Here is a 16,234-nt window from a genome sequence, read left to right on the forward strand (position 1 = left end):
TAGTGCATAATCTCTTTTGTGCTAGGAGAGTATCGGATCGAAGGGCGTCGCGCAGCCGAGATTGCCGCCGACGTCGAGCGGGCGGTCGGTGCGGGGGAGCTGGAGCCCGGCCAACTCCTGCCGCCCATGCGCGAGCTGGCCGAGGAACTCGGGGTCAACCCGAACACGGTCGCGGCGGCCTACCGCACGCTGCGCGAGCGCGGGGTCATCGAGACCGCCGGGCGTCGGGGCAGCCGGGTGCGCCCGAAGCCGGCCACCACGGGGCGGGAACACCTGCGTGTCGAGGTGCCCGAGGGGGTGCGGGACCTGGGCGAGGGCAATCCCGATCCGGCCCTGCTGCCGACGCTCTCCGAGGCCTTCGCGGCTGCGGCCGCGGAGTCGGACCGGCATCCCGTGCAGTACGGGCAGGACGCCGTCGAGCCGGAGCTGGAACGCCTCGCCCGCGCCGGGCTCGCCGCGGACGGAGTGCCCGAGGGGCCCGTCGTCGTCACCTCCGGATCGCTCGACGCGATCGAGCGTGTCCTGATGGCCCACCTCAGGCCCGGCGACACCGTGGCCGTCGAGGACCCGGGCTGGGGCAGCCTGTTCGACCTGCTTCCGGCGCTCGGGCTGCGTACGGCCGGGGTCGGGGTCGACGACGACGGCCCGCTTCCCGCCGACGTACGGCGGGCGCTGGCGGCCGGGGCGCGGGCCCTGATCGTCACCGACCGGGCGCAGAATCCCACCGGCGCCGCGGTCACCGCCGAGCGCGCGCGTGACCTGCGCTCCGTGCTCCGCGAGTACCCGCGGACCCTGCTCGTCGAGGACGACCACGGCCATCAGATCGTCGACCTGCCCCTGCATCCCCTGGCGGGAGTCACGCGGAGCTGGGCCTTCGTGCGTTCCGTCGCCAAGGCGTACGGGCCCGATCTGCGGCTCGCCGTGCTCACCGGAGACCCCGTCACCGTCGACCGTGTGCACGGGCGGCAGCGGGTCGGCCCCGGCTGGGTGAGCCGCCTGCTCCAGAAGGCCGTGGTCCACCTGTGGACCTCCGGCGCGCTCGACGTGCCGGCGGTGGCGGCGGAGTACGGAGCCCGTCGCGACATGCTGATCGACGCCCTGCGGGAACGCGGTGTCGAGGCACGTGGACGCAGCGGGATGAACGTCTGGATCGCCGTCCCGGACGAGACCGGGGCCGTCTCCCGGCTGTTGCAGCGCGGCTGGGCGGTCGCGCCCGGCGCCCGTTTCAGGATGGGTTCGCCGCCCGGTGTCCGGATCACCGTCTCGACGCTTCGGCCCGAGGACGCCGGGCCGCTCGCGGACGCCGTCGCGTCCGCCGTGGGACCGGCCCCCGCGCGCCGCTACGTCTGAGCCGTCACGTCCGAGCTGTGCCGCTCGGGTCGCCGAGCCGCGGCTCCGGGCGAGCGGCGGGTGTCACCGGCGCGGCTTCGCCTGGGTGAGGAACGCGCCCGCGAGGACGATCACCGCGCCGACCGGCGTCGACCAGGCCAGGGACTCGCCGAGGATCGCGACACCGGCCGCGGTGGCGATGACCGGGATGAAGTACGTGACCATCTGGGCCGTCGTCGGGCCGACCTCGGCGACGATGCCGTACTGGAGGAGCATGGCCAGGCCGGTGCCGAGCGCGCCCAGGGCCGCGATCGCGAGCAGCGGCACCCATGCGACCTGGCTGGGGAACGTGGTGAACAGCGGGGTGACGAAAGCCAGTTGGGCGGTGGCCAGGAGCAGCTGGGCGCCGGTCATCGACAGGTGCGAGTGGCCGGTGCCCGCGAGGGTCCGGCGGACGTATATCCAGCCGACGGGATAGCTCAGCGACGCCAGCAGGGCCATCGCCGTGCCCGTGGCGTCCAGGCCGTGGAAGCCCTGCCAGACACCGAGGACCGTCAGGACGCCGAGGAAGCCGATGCCGAGACCGGCCACTCTGCGCCGGGTCGGCCGGTCCTCGGAGAGGGCGACCAGGGACAGGGCCATGCCCCACAGCGGCGACGTCGCGTTGCAGATCCCCGCGAGCGTGGACGGGATCGTCAGCTCGGAGTAGGCGAAGAGGGAGAACGGCAGCGCGTTCAGCAGGAGGGCCGCGACCGCGAGGTGCCCCCATGTCCGCGCCCCGCGCGGCAGCCGCTCCCGCTTCACCGTCATCGCCGCCACGAGCACCACGCTCCCGAACAGCAGCCGGCCCAGGGTGACCTGGAACGGCGCGTACCCGTCGGTGCCGACCTTGATGAGCAGGAAGCTGAAGCCCCAGATCAGCGACAGGACGCCGAAGCGGATCCGCCAGTCGAGGGCGGTGCGGCGGCGGGGTGCGACGCCGTTCGGCGTGACGGGGCGGGGGGAGGCGACGGTGCTCATGCGGTCAAGAATGAGGCAGAACAATCTCGTAGCACAAGCGAGAATGCTCAAGCGATATCTCGTAGCATTGCTTACATGTTGAATCTGGAGCGACTGCGCACCCTCGACGCCCTCGCCCGGCACGGCTCGGTGAGCGGCGCGGCCGAGGGGCTGCACGTGACCACCTCCGCCGTCTCCCAGCAGATGTCGAAGCTGGAGCGCGAGGTGGGACAGCAACTGCTCGCCAAGAACGGCCGGGGAGTGCGCCTGACCGACGCCGGGCGGCTCCTCGCCGAGCACGCGGCCCGCATCCTGTCCCAGGTCGAGCTCGCGCAGTCCGACCTGGAGGCACAGCGCGGTCAGGTGGCCGGCGAGCTGAGACTGTCCGCGTTCCCGACCGCGGCGCGGGGACTGTTCCCGGCGGCGCTCGCGGAACTGCGTGCCGAGCACCCGGCGCTGCGGGTGCGCTCCAGCGAGCTGGAGCCGGAGGCCGGGGTCGCGGGAGTGGTGCGCGGGGACCTGGACCTCGCGGTCGTGCTCGACTGGTACAACAAGCCGATGCCCCTGCCCGACGGACTGGTGAAGGCGTCGCTCCTCGACGACCCCGCCGATGTGGCGATGCCGGCCGGCCATCGGCTCGCCGGCCGCGACGAGGTGGACCTCGGGGACTTCGCCGACGACGAGTGGATCACCTGGGCGGAGGGCGAGTTCTGCCACGAATGGCTGATGTTCACGCTGCGCTCCCAGGGCGTCGAGCCGCGCATCGGGCACCGCGCCGGGGAGACGCACACCCAGCTCGGACTCGTCGCCGCGGGGCTGGGCGTGTGCGTGGCTCCGCTCCTCGGGCGCCGTCCGATGCCCGAGGGGGTCGTCACGGTGCCGGTCCGGCAGCGTGTGCGCCGCCATGTCTACGTCGTGTGGCGGGCCGACGCCGACCGCCGGCCCTCGATCAGGGCGGCGGTGGACGCCTTGCGCAGGGCCGGAGCGGCCGTCGAGTAGCGGGAGGCGAAAGCGGTTCGGCTCCGGTTGCGGCTGTGGGGGCTGTGGGGGCTGTGGGGGCTGTCCGGCTCCGGCCGCGCGGGCGGGGCTGTTCGGCCCCGCGGTGTGGGTGGGGTGTTCGGCCCTGACCGCATCGGGGGAGGCGGTCCCGGCCGCGTCGGCGGCCGGTTCGGTCCGGCCGCGGCGGTACGAGGTCCGGTCCGGCTACAGCGGGGGGAGCTTGCGGAAGTCCCACGAGGCGATCGCCGCCGGGGTCAGTCGCATCCACGCGTGCCGGCCGTCGTGCGGCATCTCCTCCAGGCCGAAGTTCTTGCGGGCGAACAGCGTCTCCGGGACGTCGAGTTCGGCGCACAGTTCCCCGGTGCGCGGGAACTCCCCGACGAACTCCACCGTGCCGGACAGCTCGACACCCCGCAGCTCCCCGTACTCCTCGCCGGAGTCGATCACCACGGCGACCCGGGGGTCGTTCCGCAGCTGTACCCAGCGCTTGCTGCGCACCACCGAGTACAGCCACAACGAGGTGCCGTCCCAGGTGAACCAGAGGGCACTGACATGCGGGACTCCGTCCTTCGACACGGAGGCGACACGGCAGGTGCGCTGGGTGGTGAGAAACTCGTCCAGTTCACCGGGAGTCATCATGATCTTCCGGCCCCTGCGCTGCGTGACGGTCATACGGTCCTCTCTCGTCCTGTGTGTCGGCCAGGTCCTGCCGATCTTGTCGTGTGTACCGGCTCTGTCCGCCGAAGCTTCCGGTAAAGCTTTCTGACGTTCCGTCAGGAAATAATGAGCCGCCTTCCGTCCTCGCGCAATGGTCGTTACGCTCCGCCGTCCCGAACCGCGACGACAAGGAGAGCCATGCCGTCGTTCGAGCACCTCAGTGAACTCCTCGACCCCGCCGGCACGGTACTGCTCACCGTGGAGTGCCAGCAGGGCGTCGTGGGCCCGGACGGCGCGCTGCCCGAACTCGCCCGGGAGGCGAGGTCGTCCGGAGCGCTCGGCCGGATCGCCCGGCTGGTGGGCGCCGCGCACGAGAGCGGGGTGCAGGTGATCCACGCGGTCGCCGAGCGCCGCCCGGACGGCCGCGGCGCCAACCGCAACGCCCGGTTGTTCCGGGCGGCCGAACGACTGCCCGTGCGGCAGCTGACCGGCACGACGGCCGTGCGGATCGCGCCGCCCGTCGAGGTCGCCGAGGAGGACTTCGTCGTACGCCGGCTGCACGGTCTGTCGCCGATCTCGGGCACCGACGTCGACCCGCTGCTGCGCAACCTGGGCTGCCGCACCCTCGTGGTGACCGGGGTCTCGGCCAACATCGCCGTTCCCAACGCCGTGTTCGACGCCGTGAACCGCGGCTACACCGTCGTCGTTCCCGCGGACGCCATCGCGGGGGTGCCCTCCGAGTACACCCCCGCGATGGTCCGGAACACGCTCGCGCTGGTCGCCACCATCACGACCACCGACGACGTGCTCGCCTGCTTCGAACGACGACGACGCTGACGCCCTGGCGCCGCCCGTGGCCCCGCGGCCGGTGCCGGAGCGTCAGGCGAGCTTGATGGTGCCCCCGTCGACGGTGATGTCCGCGGCGGCCAGTCCGGTCGTCGCGGGCCCCTTCTTCACGCTGCCGTCGGTGGCGGAGAACTCGCTGTTGTGACAGGGGCAGGTGATGACGCCGTTCGCGATGCCCTTGACCGCGCAGCCCTGGTGGGTGCACTTGGACGAGAAGGCCTTGAACGTGCCCGCCGTCGGCTGGGTCACCACGACCCCCTTGTCGGCGAAGACCTTGCCCCCGCCCTCCGGGATGTCGCTGGTCTTGGCGAGTTCCGTGCCGGCCGCGTTCCCGGCGGCGCCGTTGTCGGAGCCCACGCTGTCGGAGGCCTTGTCGTCCGCCCCGCACGCGGTCAGCGCGACGGCGAGCCCTGCCGCGCCGACCGCCGCCACGACGGTGCGTCGGGCCGGTGTCTGCGTGGAGTGAAGCGATTCGCTGGTCATGCTGGCTTTCCCTTCAGCGGACATGATCTGGATCTGTTCAGAGGTACGGTCCACCAGTACGTACTGTTCAGGCAATGGCGACTTCTTGACCTGATCCACAGCGCTCCGACAGCCGGGCGTGCGTGGTCGCGATCCGACCCGGCCCCGGACACGGGCACCGCTCCCGCCGCCGTCACCGGGTCGCGTCCCCGGGGCGGGACCACCCCAGTAACCTGGGGCGATGCTCAAGGAAGTGAACGCCTCCCGCTACATCACGCCGTTGCGCGAGGGCGGCTCGCTGCCGGGACTCGTCGAGGCCGACGACCTCGGGACGTACGTCATGAAGTTCACCGGCGCCGGACAGGGGCGCAAGACGCTCGTCGCGGAGGTCGTCTGCGGTGAACTCGCCCGCCGGCTCGGCCTGCGGGTGCCCGGACTGGTGACGATCGGCCTCGACCCGGTCCTCGGACTCGGCGAACCGGACCAGGAGGTACAGGACCTGCTGAAGTCGAGCGGGGGGCCGAACCTCGGGATGGACTTCCTGCCCCGCGCCATCGGCTTCGACCCCCTCGCCTTCGAGGTGAGCGCCGAGGAAGCCGGCCGGATCGTCTGGTTCGACGCCCTGGTCAACAACGTCGACCGCTCCTGGCGCAACCCCAACCTGCTGATGTGGCACGGCGATCTGTGGCTCATCGACCACGGCGCCACGATGATCTGGCACCACCACTGGCCCGGCGCCGAGACCTCCGCCGCCAAGCCGTACGACATCTCCGACCACGCGCTCGCCCCCTTCGGCCCGGACATCGCCTCGGCCGCCGCCGAACTGGCCCCGCTGGTCACCGAGGACCTGCTCGCCGAGGTCACGGCCGAGATCCCCGAGGCCTGGCTGTCCGGCGAGCCGGGCTTCGACACGGTGGACGCGCTGCGACGCGCCTACGCACGGCCGCTGCTGGCGCGCGCCGCCGTCATCCACGAACGGATCAAGGGCGTCGACGGCATCGACGGCACGAAGGGGGACAGGTGAACGAGCGGAACGTCTTCGAGTACGCGCTGCTGCGTGTGGTGCCACGGGTCGAGCGAGGCGAGTGCTTCAACGCGGGCGTGCTGGTGTACTGCCGCGCCCACTCCTTCGTCGCGGCCCGCACCCATCTGGACGAGAAAAAACTGTTCGCGCTCGACCCGGACGCGGACGTGCGGGGCGTACGGGCCGCGCTGCGCGCCGTCGAAGGTGTCTGCACCGGAGGGGAAGCCGCCGGTCAGGCGGCGCACGACGATGCCGGACGGCGTTTTCGCTGGCTGATCGCGCCGCGTTCGACCGTGGTCCAGCCGGGCCCCGTGCACACCGGCCTGACCGCCGATCCCGAGGCCGAGACCGAGCGGTTGCTCCAGCTCCTGGTCAGGTAATGGATCACATGCGCGCGGTGCGCCGTTGACACCGGGTGCCAGGGCTTCTAGCGTCACGTCTGCTGAAGGTACTAAGCGGTCGCTCACCGGATGGGCGTACCGTATGAGCCGCAGGTCTTTCGGGATCACCGAAGGCGCCGCAAGGTTGTCGAGACAGCTTGGCCGGGCTTGGGCCGGCTTTTCCAAGGGCGAGGAGAACCAGCAATGTCCACCACTGAGCAGCGCGTCGCCGTAGTCACCGGTGCCGCGCGCGGCATCGGTGCCGCGACCGCCGTACGACTGGCCGCGGAGGGCCGCGCCGTCGCGGTGATCGACCTCGACGAGGCCGCGTGCAAGGACACCGTCGAGAAGATCACCGCCGCCGGCGGCAAGGCTCTCGCGGTCGGCTGCGACGTCTCCGACGAGGCCCAGGTGGAGGCCGCCGTCGCGCGGATCGCCGAGGAGCTCGGCGCGCCGACCATCCTGGTGAACAACGCGGGTGTCCTCCGTGACAACCTGCTGTTCAAGATGAGCGCGTCCGACTGGGACACCGTCATGAACGTGCACCTGCGCGGTGCGTTCCTGATGGCGAAGGCCGTCCAGAAGTACATGGTGGAGGCCAAGTTCGGCCGCATCGTCAACCTGTCGTCCTCGTCGGCGCTGGGCAACCGCGGCCAGGCCAACTACTCCACCGCCAAGGCCGGCCTCCAGGGCCTCACCAAGACCCTGGCCATCGAGCTCGGCAAGTTCGGCGTGACCGCGAACGCCGTGGCGCCCGGTTTCATCGTCACCGACATGACCGCCGCCACCGCCGCCCGCGTCGGGATGGACTTCGACGACTTCCAGGCCGCGGCCGCGACCCAGATCCCCGTGCAGCGTGTCGGCAACCCCGACGACATCGCCAACAGCATCGCCTTCTTCACCGGCGAGGCCGCCGGATTCGTCTCCGGCCAGGTGCTGTACGTGGCCGGCGGACCGCTCAACTAGACGCAGGGGAAACACACATGACCACGCTCCCCGAACTCTCGGGCAAGGTCGCGCTCATCACGGGCGCGAGCCGCGGCATCGGCTACGGCGTCGCGGAGGCCCTCGTGGCCCGCGGTGACCGCGTATGCATCACCGGCCGCAACGAGGACGCCCTCAAGGAGGCCGTCGAGGCGCTCGGCGCCGACCGCGTCATCGGTGTGGCCGGCAAGGCCCACGACGAGGCCCACCAGGCCGCCGCCGTGGAGCGCACCATGGAGGCCTTCGGGCGCGTCGACTTCCTGGTCAACAACGCCGGTACGAACCCGGTGTTCGGGCCGATCGCCGAGCTGGACCTCAACGTGGCGCGCAAGGTCTTCGAGACCAACGTCATCTCCGCGCTCGGCTTCGCCCAGCAGACCTGGAAGGCCTGGCAGAGCGAGAACGGCGGGGCGATCGTCAACATCGCCTCCGTCGCCGGTCTCGCGCCCTCGCCCTTCATCGGCGCGTACGGCGTCAGCAAGGCGGCGATGATCAACCTGACGGTGCAGCTCGCGCACGAGTTCGCGCCCAAGGTGCGGGTCAACGCGATCGCGCCCGCCGTGGTGAAGACGAAGTTTGCTGCCGCACTCTACGAGGGCCGGGAGGCGGAGGCCGCAGCGGCCTACCCGCTCGGCCGGCTCGGCGTGCCCTCCGACATCGGAGGCGCGGCCGCGTTCCTCACCTCGCAGCAGTCGGACTGGGTCACCGGTCAGACGCTCGTGGTCGACGGCGGGATGTTCCTCAACGCCGGAGTCGAGTGACACGAGGACCGGTCGGACGTTCCCCGCGCGCGGGGAACGTCCGACCGTTTTTTTGTTGAAAGTTGACAAACGCTCAGCCCGCGTCGGGCGGCACGGAGTTCGGGTGTCCGGAGTGTCGACGTGTTCACGGGATCCTGACAACGTAGTCACATACATGCTGATCAAGTGCCCTGCCAGGGAAAGACGACTCCCTCGGCAGGGCACCGCGGTATGGTCTGCCGACCCTTGGTACGGCGGATCCAGGAGCGTGTACGTGTTCAACCGGAACCGATACCTGCGACAGCTGGCGGCGATCACGTCCATAACCCTGGTGGCCGGGTGCGGTGCCTTCTCCTCGGGTACGCCGGCCGACAAGGGGCCGATCGTGGTGGGCACCACCAGTGCCCCCAGCACCCTGGACCCGGCGGCCTCCTGGGACGGGTCGTGGGAGCTGTTCCGCAACGTCTACCAGACGCTGCTGAGCTATCCGACCGGCTCGGTCACCCCGCGGCCCGACGCCGCCGAGAGGTGCGGGTTCACGGATGGAACCAACACCGTCTACCGCTGCGAACTGCGCCCGGGCATGACGTTCTCCGACGGCGACCCGCTCGACGCGTCGGCCGTCAAGCACTCCATCGACCGCATCAGGAGGATCGGTGTGAGCGGCGGACCCGCCGGGCTGCTCGGCAGTCTCCAGCGGGTCCAGGCACTGGGCAGCCGTGACGTCGTCTTCCACCTCGACAAGCCGGACGCCACCTTTCCGCTGGTGCTGGCCACGCCGGCGATGTCGATCGTCGACCCCGACGACTACCCTGCCGACGCCCTGCGCGAGGACGGCGAGGTCGTCGGCTCCGGGCCCTACACGCTGCGCTCCTACACGGAGGGCAAGCAGGCCGAACTCGTCAGGAACGACCACTACGACGGCTTCGCCAAGCGCAGGAACAGCGCGGTGACGATCCGCTACTTCCAGGACTCGGCCCAGTTGGTCGGGGCCCTGAGGAACAAGAAGATCGACGTCACCTACCGCGGCCTCGCCGCCTCGGACGTCGTCGCCCTCCAGGGCCACGGCGACGACAAGGGCATCCAGCTCATCGACGGGGCGGGCACCGAGATCAACTACCTGGTCTTCAACCCCAGGGACCCGTGGGCGGGGAAGCCCGCCGTCCGCCACGCGATCGCGCAGATCGTCGACAGACCGGCCATCGTGCACAAGGTCTACCAGGACACCGTCGACCCGCTCTACTCGATGGTCCCCGCGGGACTGACCGGGCACACCACCGGCTACTTCGACCGGTACGGCAGCCCCAGTCCGTCCAAGGCCCGCAAGATCCTGCACGACGCGGGCATCGACGAACGCGTCCCGCTCACCCTCTGGTACACCACCGACCGCTACGGCTCCGAGACCGCCCCGGAGTTCAGCGAGCTCAAGCGCCAGCTCGACGGCTCCGGGCTGTTCACCGTCACGCTCAGGAGCCGTCCCTGGAAGACGTACGAAGCGGGCTACCGCAGCGGCGAGTACCCGGTGTTCGGTCGCGGCTGGTTCCCCGACTTCCCGGACGCCGAGAACTTCATCGCGCCCTTCGTGGGGGAGCGGAACGTCCTCGGGACGCCCTATCCGGTCCCGCGGATCACCGACGTCCTGCTGCCGGAGTCGCGCGGCGTGCGCGATCGCGGCGAGGTGGTCAAGGAGTTCGAGGAGGCCCAGCGGATCCTCGTCGACGACGCCCGGCTGCTGCCCCTGTGGCAGGGCAGGCAGTATGTGGCCACGAGCGAGGAGATCTCGGGCGGAGAGCGGGCCCTGGACCCCTCGACGGTCATGATGATGTGGGAGCTGGACCGCAAGACCAGCTGGTAGCGGCCCCGGGGACCGGGTGACGCGGGGGCGACCGACGGGCCGCCCGCGTACCCTCGCGGTGCGTGCGGGGGCGTACCGTACCCGTCATTCGGCCCCGGCACGGGCCCGGGACCGATTGTCAGTGGGCGACGGTAGGTTCTGTGGTCTGGAAGTCACCGCACATCGAAGGAAGTTGACGTGACCGATATCGCCATGTTGCCCGAGTCCTGGCGCGGAGTCCTGGGCGACGAGCTTCAGCAGCCCTACTTCAAGGAACTCACCGAGTTCGTCGAGGAGGAGCGTGCGAAGGGTCCCGTCTACCCGCCCCGGGAGGAGGTCTTCGCCGCGCTCGACGCCACGCCGTACGAGCGGGTGAAGGTGCTGATCCTCGGCCAGGACCCGTACCACGGCGAGGGCCAGGGGCACGGCCTGTGCTTCTCCGTCCGTCCTGGGGTCAAGACCCCGCCGTCGCTGCGGAACATCTACAAGGAGATGAAGGAGGAGCTGGACACCCCGATCCCGGACAACGGCTATCTGATGCCGTGGGCCGAACAGGGCGTGCTGCTGCTCAACGCGGTGCTGACGGTCCGCTCCGGCGAGGCGAACTCGCACAAGGGCAAGGGCTGGGAGAAGTTCACCGACGCGGTCATCCGCGCGGTGGCCGACCGTCCCGACCCGGCCGTCTTCGTCCTCTGGGGCAACTACGCGCAGAAGAAGCTCCCGCTGATCGACGAGGAGCGGCATGTGGTGGTGAAGGGGGCACACCCCTCACCGCTGTCCGCGAAGAAGTTCTTCGGCTCGCGTCCCTTCACGCAGATCAACGAGGCCGTGGCCGCCCAGGGCCACGAGGCGATCGACTGGCGCATCCCGGACCTGGGCTGACCGCCGAGCCGCTGGCCAGGACCGTCACCGGCCTGGCCCAGCGGCGTACGGGGGCGCCTGAGCGGGATTGTCACCGGCTGCGGCTAGCTTCGTCAGGGACAGTGACGAGCCTGGAGGACGCGGTGGCGGAGCAGCAGGAGCAGGCGGCGCCGGACGCCATGATGACCCGGATCGGACAGGCCGTCATGCTGCACCACGCCGGAGACCGCGAGGAGGCCCGGGGCCGCTTCCTGGATCTGTGGGGGGAGATCGGGGACGGCGGCGACGCGCTGCACCGCTGCACACTGGCGCACTACATGGCCGACACCCAGGACGATCCGGCCGACGAACTCGCCTGGGACCTGCGGGCCCTGGCGGCGGCCGAGGAACTGAGCGACGGCAGCGCCGCCGAGCCCCGCCAGTCGCTCGCCGTGCGCGCGTTCTACCCCTCGCTGCATCTGAACCTCGCGGCCGACTACGCGAAGCTCGGCCGCTCGGAGGCCGCCCGCACTCATCTGCGCCGGGCCCGCGGTGCGGCCGGTGCCCTCGCGGACGACCGTTACGGGGACGGCGTCCGCGCGGCGATCGGCCGCCTGGAGCTGCGGCTCCGGGACACCGGCACCTCGGCGGAGGCCGGCGGATCCGACCGCTTCGACGGACCGGGCGGTGAGACCCTGGGGCCGCCGAGACAGCGGCCCTGAACCCCGCCCCGCCCGGCACGTCCCGGGACCGAGCGCCGGTGCGCCGGTCCACGGGACGGGGTGCTGCGGTGTTCAGGCGTTCCGGTGCCGGGTTCCGGCCTCGGGGGGTCCCGGTGTGCGGCGCCTTCCCCGGGCCGGTGCCGCGGGCGCCGTCATCTTCCGTACGTCTCCCCGCAGATGACCGACTGCGGGCTGCCCGCGTTCCAGCCCCCGTACTGCCTGCCGAGCGCGCACACGTCCGGATGCTTCCCCAGGTCGGGGACGCCGGGTGGAACGGCCGTACGGTGCCTGGGCTGCCGTGGCTCCGGACGCGGGACCGGACGGGCGTGCTGCGGAGGCGCCGGGGGTGCCACCGCCCGGGGCGGAGGAGTCACCTGGTGCCGGGCCGCCGCGTCGGGGGAGGGTTTCCGGGAGGGGCCGACGCGCTTCAGCGCCTCCCGAGCCGGAGCCTGCACGGTCCGGGGTTCCCCCTTGCTGTCCGGATGTGGCGCGGTACGCCCCGCCGGGGCGGCGGGAGGTCCGGAGGCGGGCGGCCGCTGGACGGTCACACAGCCGGTGAGGGCGGTGACCGCCACGGCGACCAGGAGCGTTGAGGTAGTCGTCGTTCGATGCACCCGCGCAACTCTGCTGGTTCCGGACCGCTTCCAGGGAGCCGAGAGGCGCAGGATGCCCCGCACGGGTGATCCTTACGCTCCTCCGGCGGGCACGGACGTCGGCGGGCTGACAGGCTGAACACGGTCCGCGCCCGCGCCGCGGGCCTTCCGCGCGAACACCGGCCGTGGGCCGGGGCGGCGGCCGTATGCTTCCGACGGACCCGCGTCGGCGACTGAAGGAGACTCCTGTGAAGGTCGGCTGCATCGGACTCGGCGACATCGCGCAGAAGGCGTATCTGCCGGTGCTCGGCGTGCAGCCCGGGATCGAACTGCATCTCCAGACGCGGACGCCGGCCACGCTCGACCGGGTCGCCGACAGCCTGCACCTGCCACCGGCCCGGCGCCACGGCGACCTGGAGGCGCTGCTGGCCCAGGACCTCGACGCGGCGTTCGTGCACGCGCCCACCGTCGCCCACCCGGAGATCGTCACCCGGCTGCTGGAGGCGGGCGTACCCACGTACGTCGACAAGCCGCTGGCGTACGACCTGGGCGAGTCGGAGCGGCTCGTGCGGCTCGCGGAGGAGCGGAACGTCAGCCTCGCGGTCGGTTTCAACCGGCGTCACGCACCCGCGTACGCGCAGTGCGCCGAACACCCCCGCGAGCTGATCCTGATGCAGAAGAACCGCACGGGGCTGCCCGAGGAGCCGCGCACCATGGTCCTCGACGACTTCATCCACGTCGTCGACACCCTGCGCTTCCTGGTGCCGGGTCCGGTCGACGACGTGACGGTGCGGGCCCGTGCCGAGGAAGGGCTGCTGCACCATGTGGTGCTCCAGCTCGCCGGGGACGGATTCACGGCACTCGGAGTGATGAACCGGCTGAGCGGATCGAGCGAGGAGATCCTCGAGGTCTCGGGCCAGGACACCAAGCGGCAGGTGGTCAACCTCGCCGAGGTGATCGACCACAAGGGGCAGCCGACCGTGCGCCGGCGCGGCGACTGGGTGCCGGTGGCCCGACAGCGCGGCATCGAGCAGGCGGTCCTCGTGTTCCTCGACGCCGTGCGCTCCGGAAAGGTGCTCAGCGCCCGGGACGCGCTGGCGACTCACGAGTTGTGCGAGCGGGTGGTGCAAGCGATTCAGGAGCGGTCCGCCGCAGCCTGAACGTGCGAGCGCCTTCCGCCACGCACAGTACCGCCATCACCAGCAGGGCGCCGTGCACCGGCCAGTCGCCGAACCGGACGTACGGCGTCACGCCCCGGGCCAGCGGCACGTCGTAGACCATCGCGCCGCTCGTGTTCGTGCCGAGCCAGGAGCCGATGCGTTCGCCGTCCGGGCCGTAGACGGCGGAGACGCCGGTGAGCGTCGCGTGCACCATGGTCCGGCCGGTCTCGGCCGCACGCAGCGCGGCGAGCGAGGCATGCTGCTCGGGGGCCCAGCTGTGCTGGAACGTCGACGTCGAGGACTGGGCCACCAGCACCCCGGCGCCGTCCTGGGCGAGGCGGCGGCTCATGTCGGGGAACGCCGACTCGAAGCAGATCATGGGACCGACGCGCAGCCCGGGCCCGACGTTCAGCACCACCTGTTCGGTGCCCCGCATGCGGTCCTCGCCCGCGGCCTTGCCGACGGAGGTGGCCCAGCCGAGCAGGGAACGCGCGGGCACGTACTCGCCGAACGGGACCAGCCGCATCTTGTCGTAGCGGTCGCCGGTCGCGCCGTGCGGCCCCACCAGGACCGAGCTCTTGTAGATGCCCGGCCGGTCGGAGCGGCGCGCGTCGACGTTCACCAGGATGTCGGCGCCGACCTCGCGGGACAACGCCGCGACGCGGAGCGCCAGATCGGGCCGGTCGGCCAGGTCGAAGCCGACACTGCTCTCGCCCCAGACGACCAGGTCCGCGCCCTGGCCCGCGAGTTCACGGGTCAGCGCCTCCTCACGTGCGAAGCGCCTGTCGCCGCTCGTGCTCCCGTCCACGACACCGGGCTGCACGACCGCGATCCGCACCCGGCCGTCGACGTCCGGGCGCGGCGACCACGCCCAGGCCGCCGAGGTCGCGGCGGCCGTCGCGACGAGTCCGGCCACCGCGGGCATACGGGACTCGCGCACCGAGACCAGCACGGCGACCGCGACATTGACCGCCACGACCAGGAAGCTGAGCAGCCACACCCCGCCGACCGAGGCCAGCCGCAGCGCCGGCTCCACCTGCCACTGACTCGATCCGAGCAGGCCCCAGGGACCACCCAGACCCTGCCAGGACCGGGCGAGTTCCACCATCAGCCACCCCGACGGCAGGACGAGGAGGGCGGCACCGACCCGGCCAGGAGACGGCACCCCGGCCAGGAACCGCCGGACGAGCCAGCCCCACGGAGCCCACAGCGCGCCGAGCAGCGCCGCTATGACCACCGTGAAGACATGCATGCTCGGCAGCAGCCAATGGTGCACGGCCAGGATGAAACCGAACCCGCCGAACCAGCCGTCGTACGCGGCACACCTGCCCGTGGGGGCCGAGCGGGCCAGGAGGATCCAGGGCACCAGGGCCACGTACGCGAACCACCACCACGACGGGGCGGGGAACGCGAGCATCGGCAGCGCGCCCGCCAGCGCGGCGACGGCACCGCGCCGCCAGGGGGAGACCAGCCATGGGCCGAACGCACGGTCGGGCCTGTCCATCCTTCGCCTCCCTGCCCCGGGGTGCCTCCAGTGTGCGCGTCGGCTGCGATCTACGACAGGGGGCGTGGTGATCAGATGGGGGCGCGCCGGTGGCCGGGCATGCCGGGGCGCGGAGGCCGGGCGGGAACCCGCGGGCAGGGACTGGGCGCCGGTGACTCAGGTGTTCGCGGGTGTGTGCCGAGGCTGTGGCATCCGGCGCCATTTCTCCTGGACGACCACCTGGCTCAGCCGCCAGCCGTCGTGGGTGCGCAGCAGGCCGAAGGTGTAGCGGCCGCCGCACACGAGGTCGGGCGCGGTGGAGTCGTCGTCCTGCCCCGCGAACCGCATCGGATTGATGTAGTCCGCCCGCACCTCGGCCGTGTCGCCGGTGTCCTGGTCCAGGACGCCGAACCGGACCCGCCGGTTGACGATCAGATGCTGGCGCATGGCGAACAGGTCCAGGCTCTGCGCGAGCCACTCGGCGACCTCGGCCGCGTCACCCTCGATGCCGCCGGCCGAGCGGTAGTCGGCGCGGCCCTTCGGTGCGAACAGCCCCCGGTATCCCTCCCAGTCGCCGTCGTCCACGGTCACCGCGTACGCGGTGACGATCTCGTCCACGGAGAACCGGTCCAGCACGGTCGCGAGCTCCACACGCTGCGTCATCGGCTCAGTGTTGGCCACTCCGCTTCCCACGCCAAGGGGCTGGGCGGGGGTATTCCGGTCCGGCGGCGTTCGGTTCGGCGCCGGTCGCCCCGGTCCGGCGTCGCCCGCACGGTCGCGGAGGGCTCGTGGGGCAAGCGGCGCCCGGGTTCGGGAGGTGTCGGTGCGGTCTTACGGGGGCCGGCGGGCGATGAGCGGTTCGTGCGTGGCGGAAGCCCGGACGGACCTACGCCGCTTCGATGATCTCGCCGCGTATCGCCTCGGCCCACTTCACGATCAAGAGCTCGTACTCCGCCCGCTCCTGTGCGGACAGGGAGCCGCCCGTCCGCGTCCACAGGGCGCGGATCTGTTCGTTCAACGCGGCGGCAGACCGCACGGAACCAGGCGGAGTGACATCGGGGGACATGCGGACCAGCCTAGGCGCAAGGACTGACACTGCGCTACCGGGCGGCTACTCAAGTCGTATGTGCTGCGTCACGGTGTTCACGCGCGAGGCCTCTTCGGTGGCCGAACTCCTTTGCC

17 protein-coding genes are annotated in these 16,234 nt (G+C 71.5%); 11 read left to right on the plus strand and 6 right to left on the minus strand.

Features of this window, described 5'->3' with window-relative positions:
• Positions 1–18: 18 nt before the first annotated feature.
• Positions 19–1,350, plus strand: a complete 1,332-nt coding sequence (locus tag ACFYW9_RS07195; protein WP_389145869.1) for an aminotransferase class I/II-fold pyridoxal phosphate-dependent enzyme — start codon at positions 19–21, stop codon at positions 1,348–1,350.
• Positions 1,351–1,413: 63 nt separating this feature from the next.
• Here the strand turns inward: ACFYW9_RS07195 and ACFYW9_RS07200 are convergent, their stop codons facing one another.
• Complete coding sequence (locus tag ACFYW9_RS07200) at positions 1,414–2,349, minus strand: DMT family transporter (RefSeq protein WP_389145872.1); 936 nt, start codon at positions 2,347–2,349, stop codon at positions 1,414–1,416.
• A 75-nt stretch (positions 2,350–2,424) separates the two neighbouring features.
• On the opposite strand from ACFYW9_RS07200, the gene ACFYW9_RS07205 reads away from it, so the two are divergent.
• A complete protein-coding gene (locus ACFYW9_RS07205; protein WP_389145875.1) occupies positions 2,425–3,327 on the plus strand; it encodes a LysR family transcriptional regulator in 903 nt (300 codons plus the stop codon).
• Between the two features lie 204 nt (positions 3,328–3,531).
• On the opposite strand, the gene ACFYW9_RS07210 is transcribed toward ACFYW9_RS07205, so the two are convergent.
• On the minus strand, positions 3,532–3,999 hold the full coding sequence (locus ACFYW9_RS07210) for a pyridoxamine 5'-phosphate oxidase family protein (protein ID WP_328454784.1): 468 nt from the start codon (positions 3,997–3,999) through the stop codon (positions 3,532–3,534).
• A gap of 183 nt (positions 4,000–4,182) precedes the next feature.
• On the opposite strand from ACFYW9_RS07210, the gene ACFYW9_RS07215 reads away from it, so the two are divergent.
• On the plus strand, positions 4,183–4,821 hold the full coding sequence (locus ACFYW9_RS07215; RefSeq protein ID WP_389145879.1) for a cysteine hydrolase: 639 nt from the start codon (positions 4,183–4,185) through the stop codon (positions 4,819–4,821).
• Positions 4,822–4,863: 42 nt separating this feature from the next.
• On the opposite strand, the gene ACFYW9_RS07220 is transcribed toward ACFYW9_RS07215, so the two are convergent.
• The gene (locus tag ACFYW9_RS07220; RefSeq protein WP_389145882.1) at positions 4,864–5,313 is read right to left on the minus strand and encodes a Rieske (2Fe-2S) protein; all 450 of its coding nucleotides are present in this window, start codon (positions 5,311–5,313) and stop codon (positions 4,864–4,866) included.
• Positions 5,314–5,533: 220 nt separating this feature from the next.
• On the opposite strand from ACFYW9_RS07220, the gene ACFYW9_RS07225 reads away from it, so the two are divergent.
• The 8 genes from ACFYW9_RS07225 (at position 5,534) to ACFYW9_RS07260 (ending at position 13,569) form a co-directional block, all read left to right on the plus strand.
• Positions 5,534–6,316, plus strand: coding sequence for a HipA family kinase (locus ACFYW9_RS07225; RefSeq protein WP_389145885.1), 783 nt, complete (start codon positions 5,534–5,536; stop codon positions 6,314–6,316).
• A complete protein-coding gene (locus ACFYW9_RS07230) occupies positions 6,313–6,696 on the plus strand; it encodes a DUF3037 domain-containing protein (RefSeq protein WP_389145888.1) in 384 nt (127 codons plus the stop codon). The genes ACFYW9_RS07225 and ACFYW9_RS07230 overlap by 4 nt, the downstream gene beginning before the upstream one ends.
• Positions 6,697–6,900: 204 nt before the next feature.
• Complete coding sequence (gene fabG, locus ACFYW9_RS07235) at positions 6,901–7,662, plus strand: 3-oxoacyl-ACP reductase FabG (protein WP_151470604.1); 762 nt, start codon at positions 6,901–6,903, stop codon at positions 7,660–7,662.
• Positions 7,663–7,679: 17 nt separating this feature from the next.
• On the plus strand, positions 7,680–8,441 hold the full coding sequence (locus tag ACFYW9_RS07240; protein ID WP_351866014.1) for an SDR family oxidoreductase: 762 nt from the start codon (positions 7,680–7,682) through the stop codon (positions 8,439–8,441).
• 253 nt (positions 8,442–8,694) lie between these two features.
• Positions 8,695–10,275 (plus strand): ABC transporter substrate-binding protein, encoded by a 1,581-nt coding sequence (locus ACFYW9_RS07245; protein ID WP_389145893.1) that lies wholly within the window; start codon positions 8,695–8,697, stop codon positions 10,273–10,275.
• Between the two features lie 177 nt (positions 10,276–10,452).
• A complete protein-coding gene (locus ACFYW9_RS07250) occupies positions 10,453–11,136 on the plus strand; it encodes a uracil-DNA glycosylase (RefSeq protein ID WP_351866008.1) in 684 nt (227 codons plus the stop codon).
• A gap of 122 nt (positions 11,137–11,258) precedes the next feature.
• A complete protein-coding gene (locus ACFYW9_RS07255; RefSeq protein ID WP_389146715.1) occupies positions 11,259–11,816 on the plus strand; it encodes a hypothetical protein in 558 nt (185 codons plus the stop codon).
• 841 nt (positions 11,817–12,657) lie between these two features.
• Positions 12,658–13,569, plus strand: coding sequence for a Gfo/Idh/MocA family protein (locus ACFYW9_RS07260; RefSeq protein WP_389145897.1), 912 nt, complete (start codon positions 12,658–12,660; stop codon positions 13,567–13,569).
• Here the strand turns inward: ACFYW9_RS07260 and lnt are convergent.
• From lnt to ACFYW9_RS07275, 3 genes are all read right to left on the minus strand, one after another.
• The gene (lnt, locus tag ACFYW9_RS07265; protein ID WP_389145900.1) at positions 13,487–15,073 is read right to left on the minus strand and encodes an apolipoprotein N-acyltransferase; all 1,587 of its coding nucleotides are present in this window, start codon (positions 15,071–15,073) and stop codon (positions 13,487–13,489) included. The two genes, ACFYW9_RS07260 and lnt, sit on opposite strands and share 83 nt — an antisense overlap.
• A gap of 156 nt (positions 15,074–15,229) precedes the next feature.
• Positions 15,230–15,715 carry a nuclear transport factor 2 family protein gene (locus ACFYW9_RS07270; RefSeq protein WP_351866000.1) on the minus strand — a complete coding sequence of 162 codons (486 nt, stop codon included), beginning with the start codon at positions 15,713–15,715 and terminating at the stop codon, positions 15,230–15,232.
• 223 nt (positions 15,716–15,938) lie between these two features.
• Complete coding sequence (locus tag ACFYW9_RS07275) at positions 15,939–16,118, minus strand: hypothetical protein (RefSeq protein WP_151470596.1); 180 nt, start codon at positions 16,116–16,118, stop codon at positions 15,939–15,941.
• Between the last annotated feature and the right edge of the window lie 116 nt (positions 16,119–16,234).

It is taken from the genome of Streptomyces sp. NPDC002698 (assembly GCF_042888945.1).
In the GTDB taxonomy this organism is placed as follows: Bacteria; Actinomycetota; Actinomycetes; order Streptomycetales; family Streptomycetaceae; genus Streptomyces.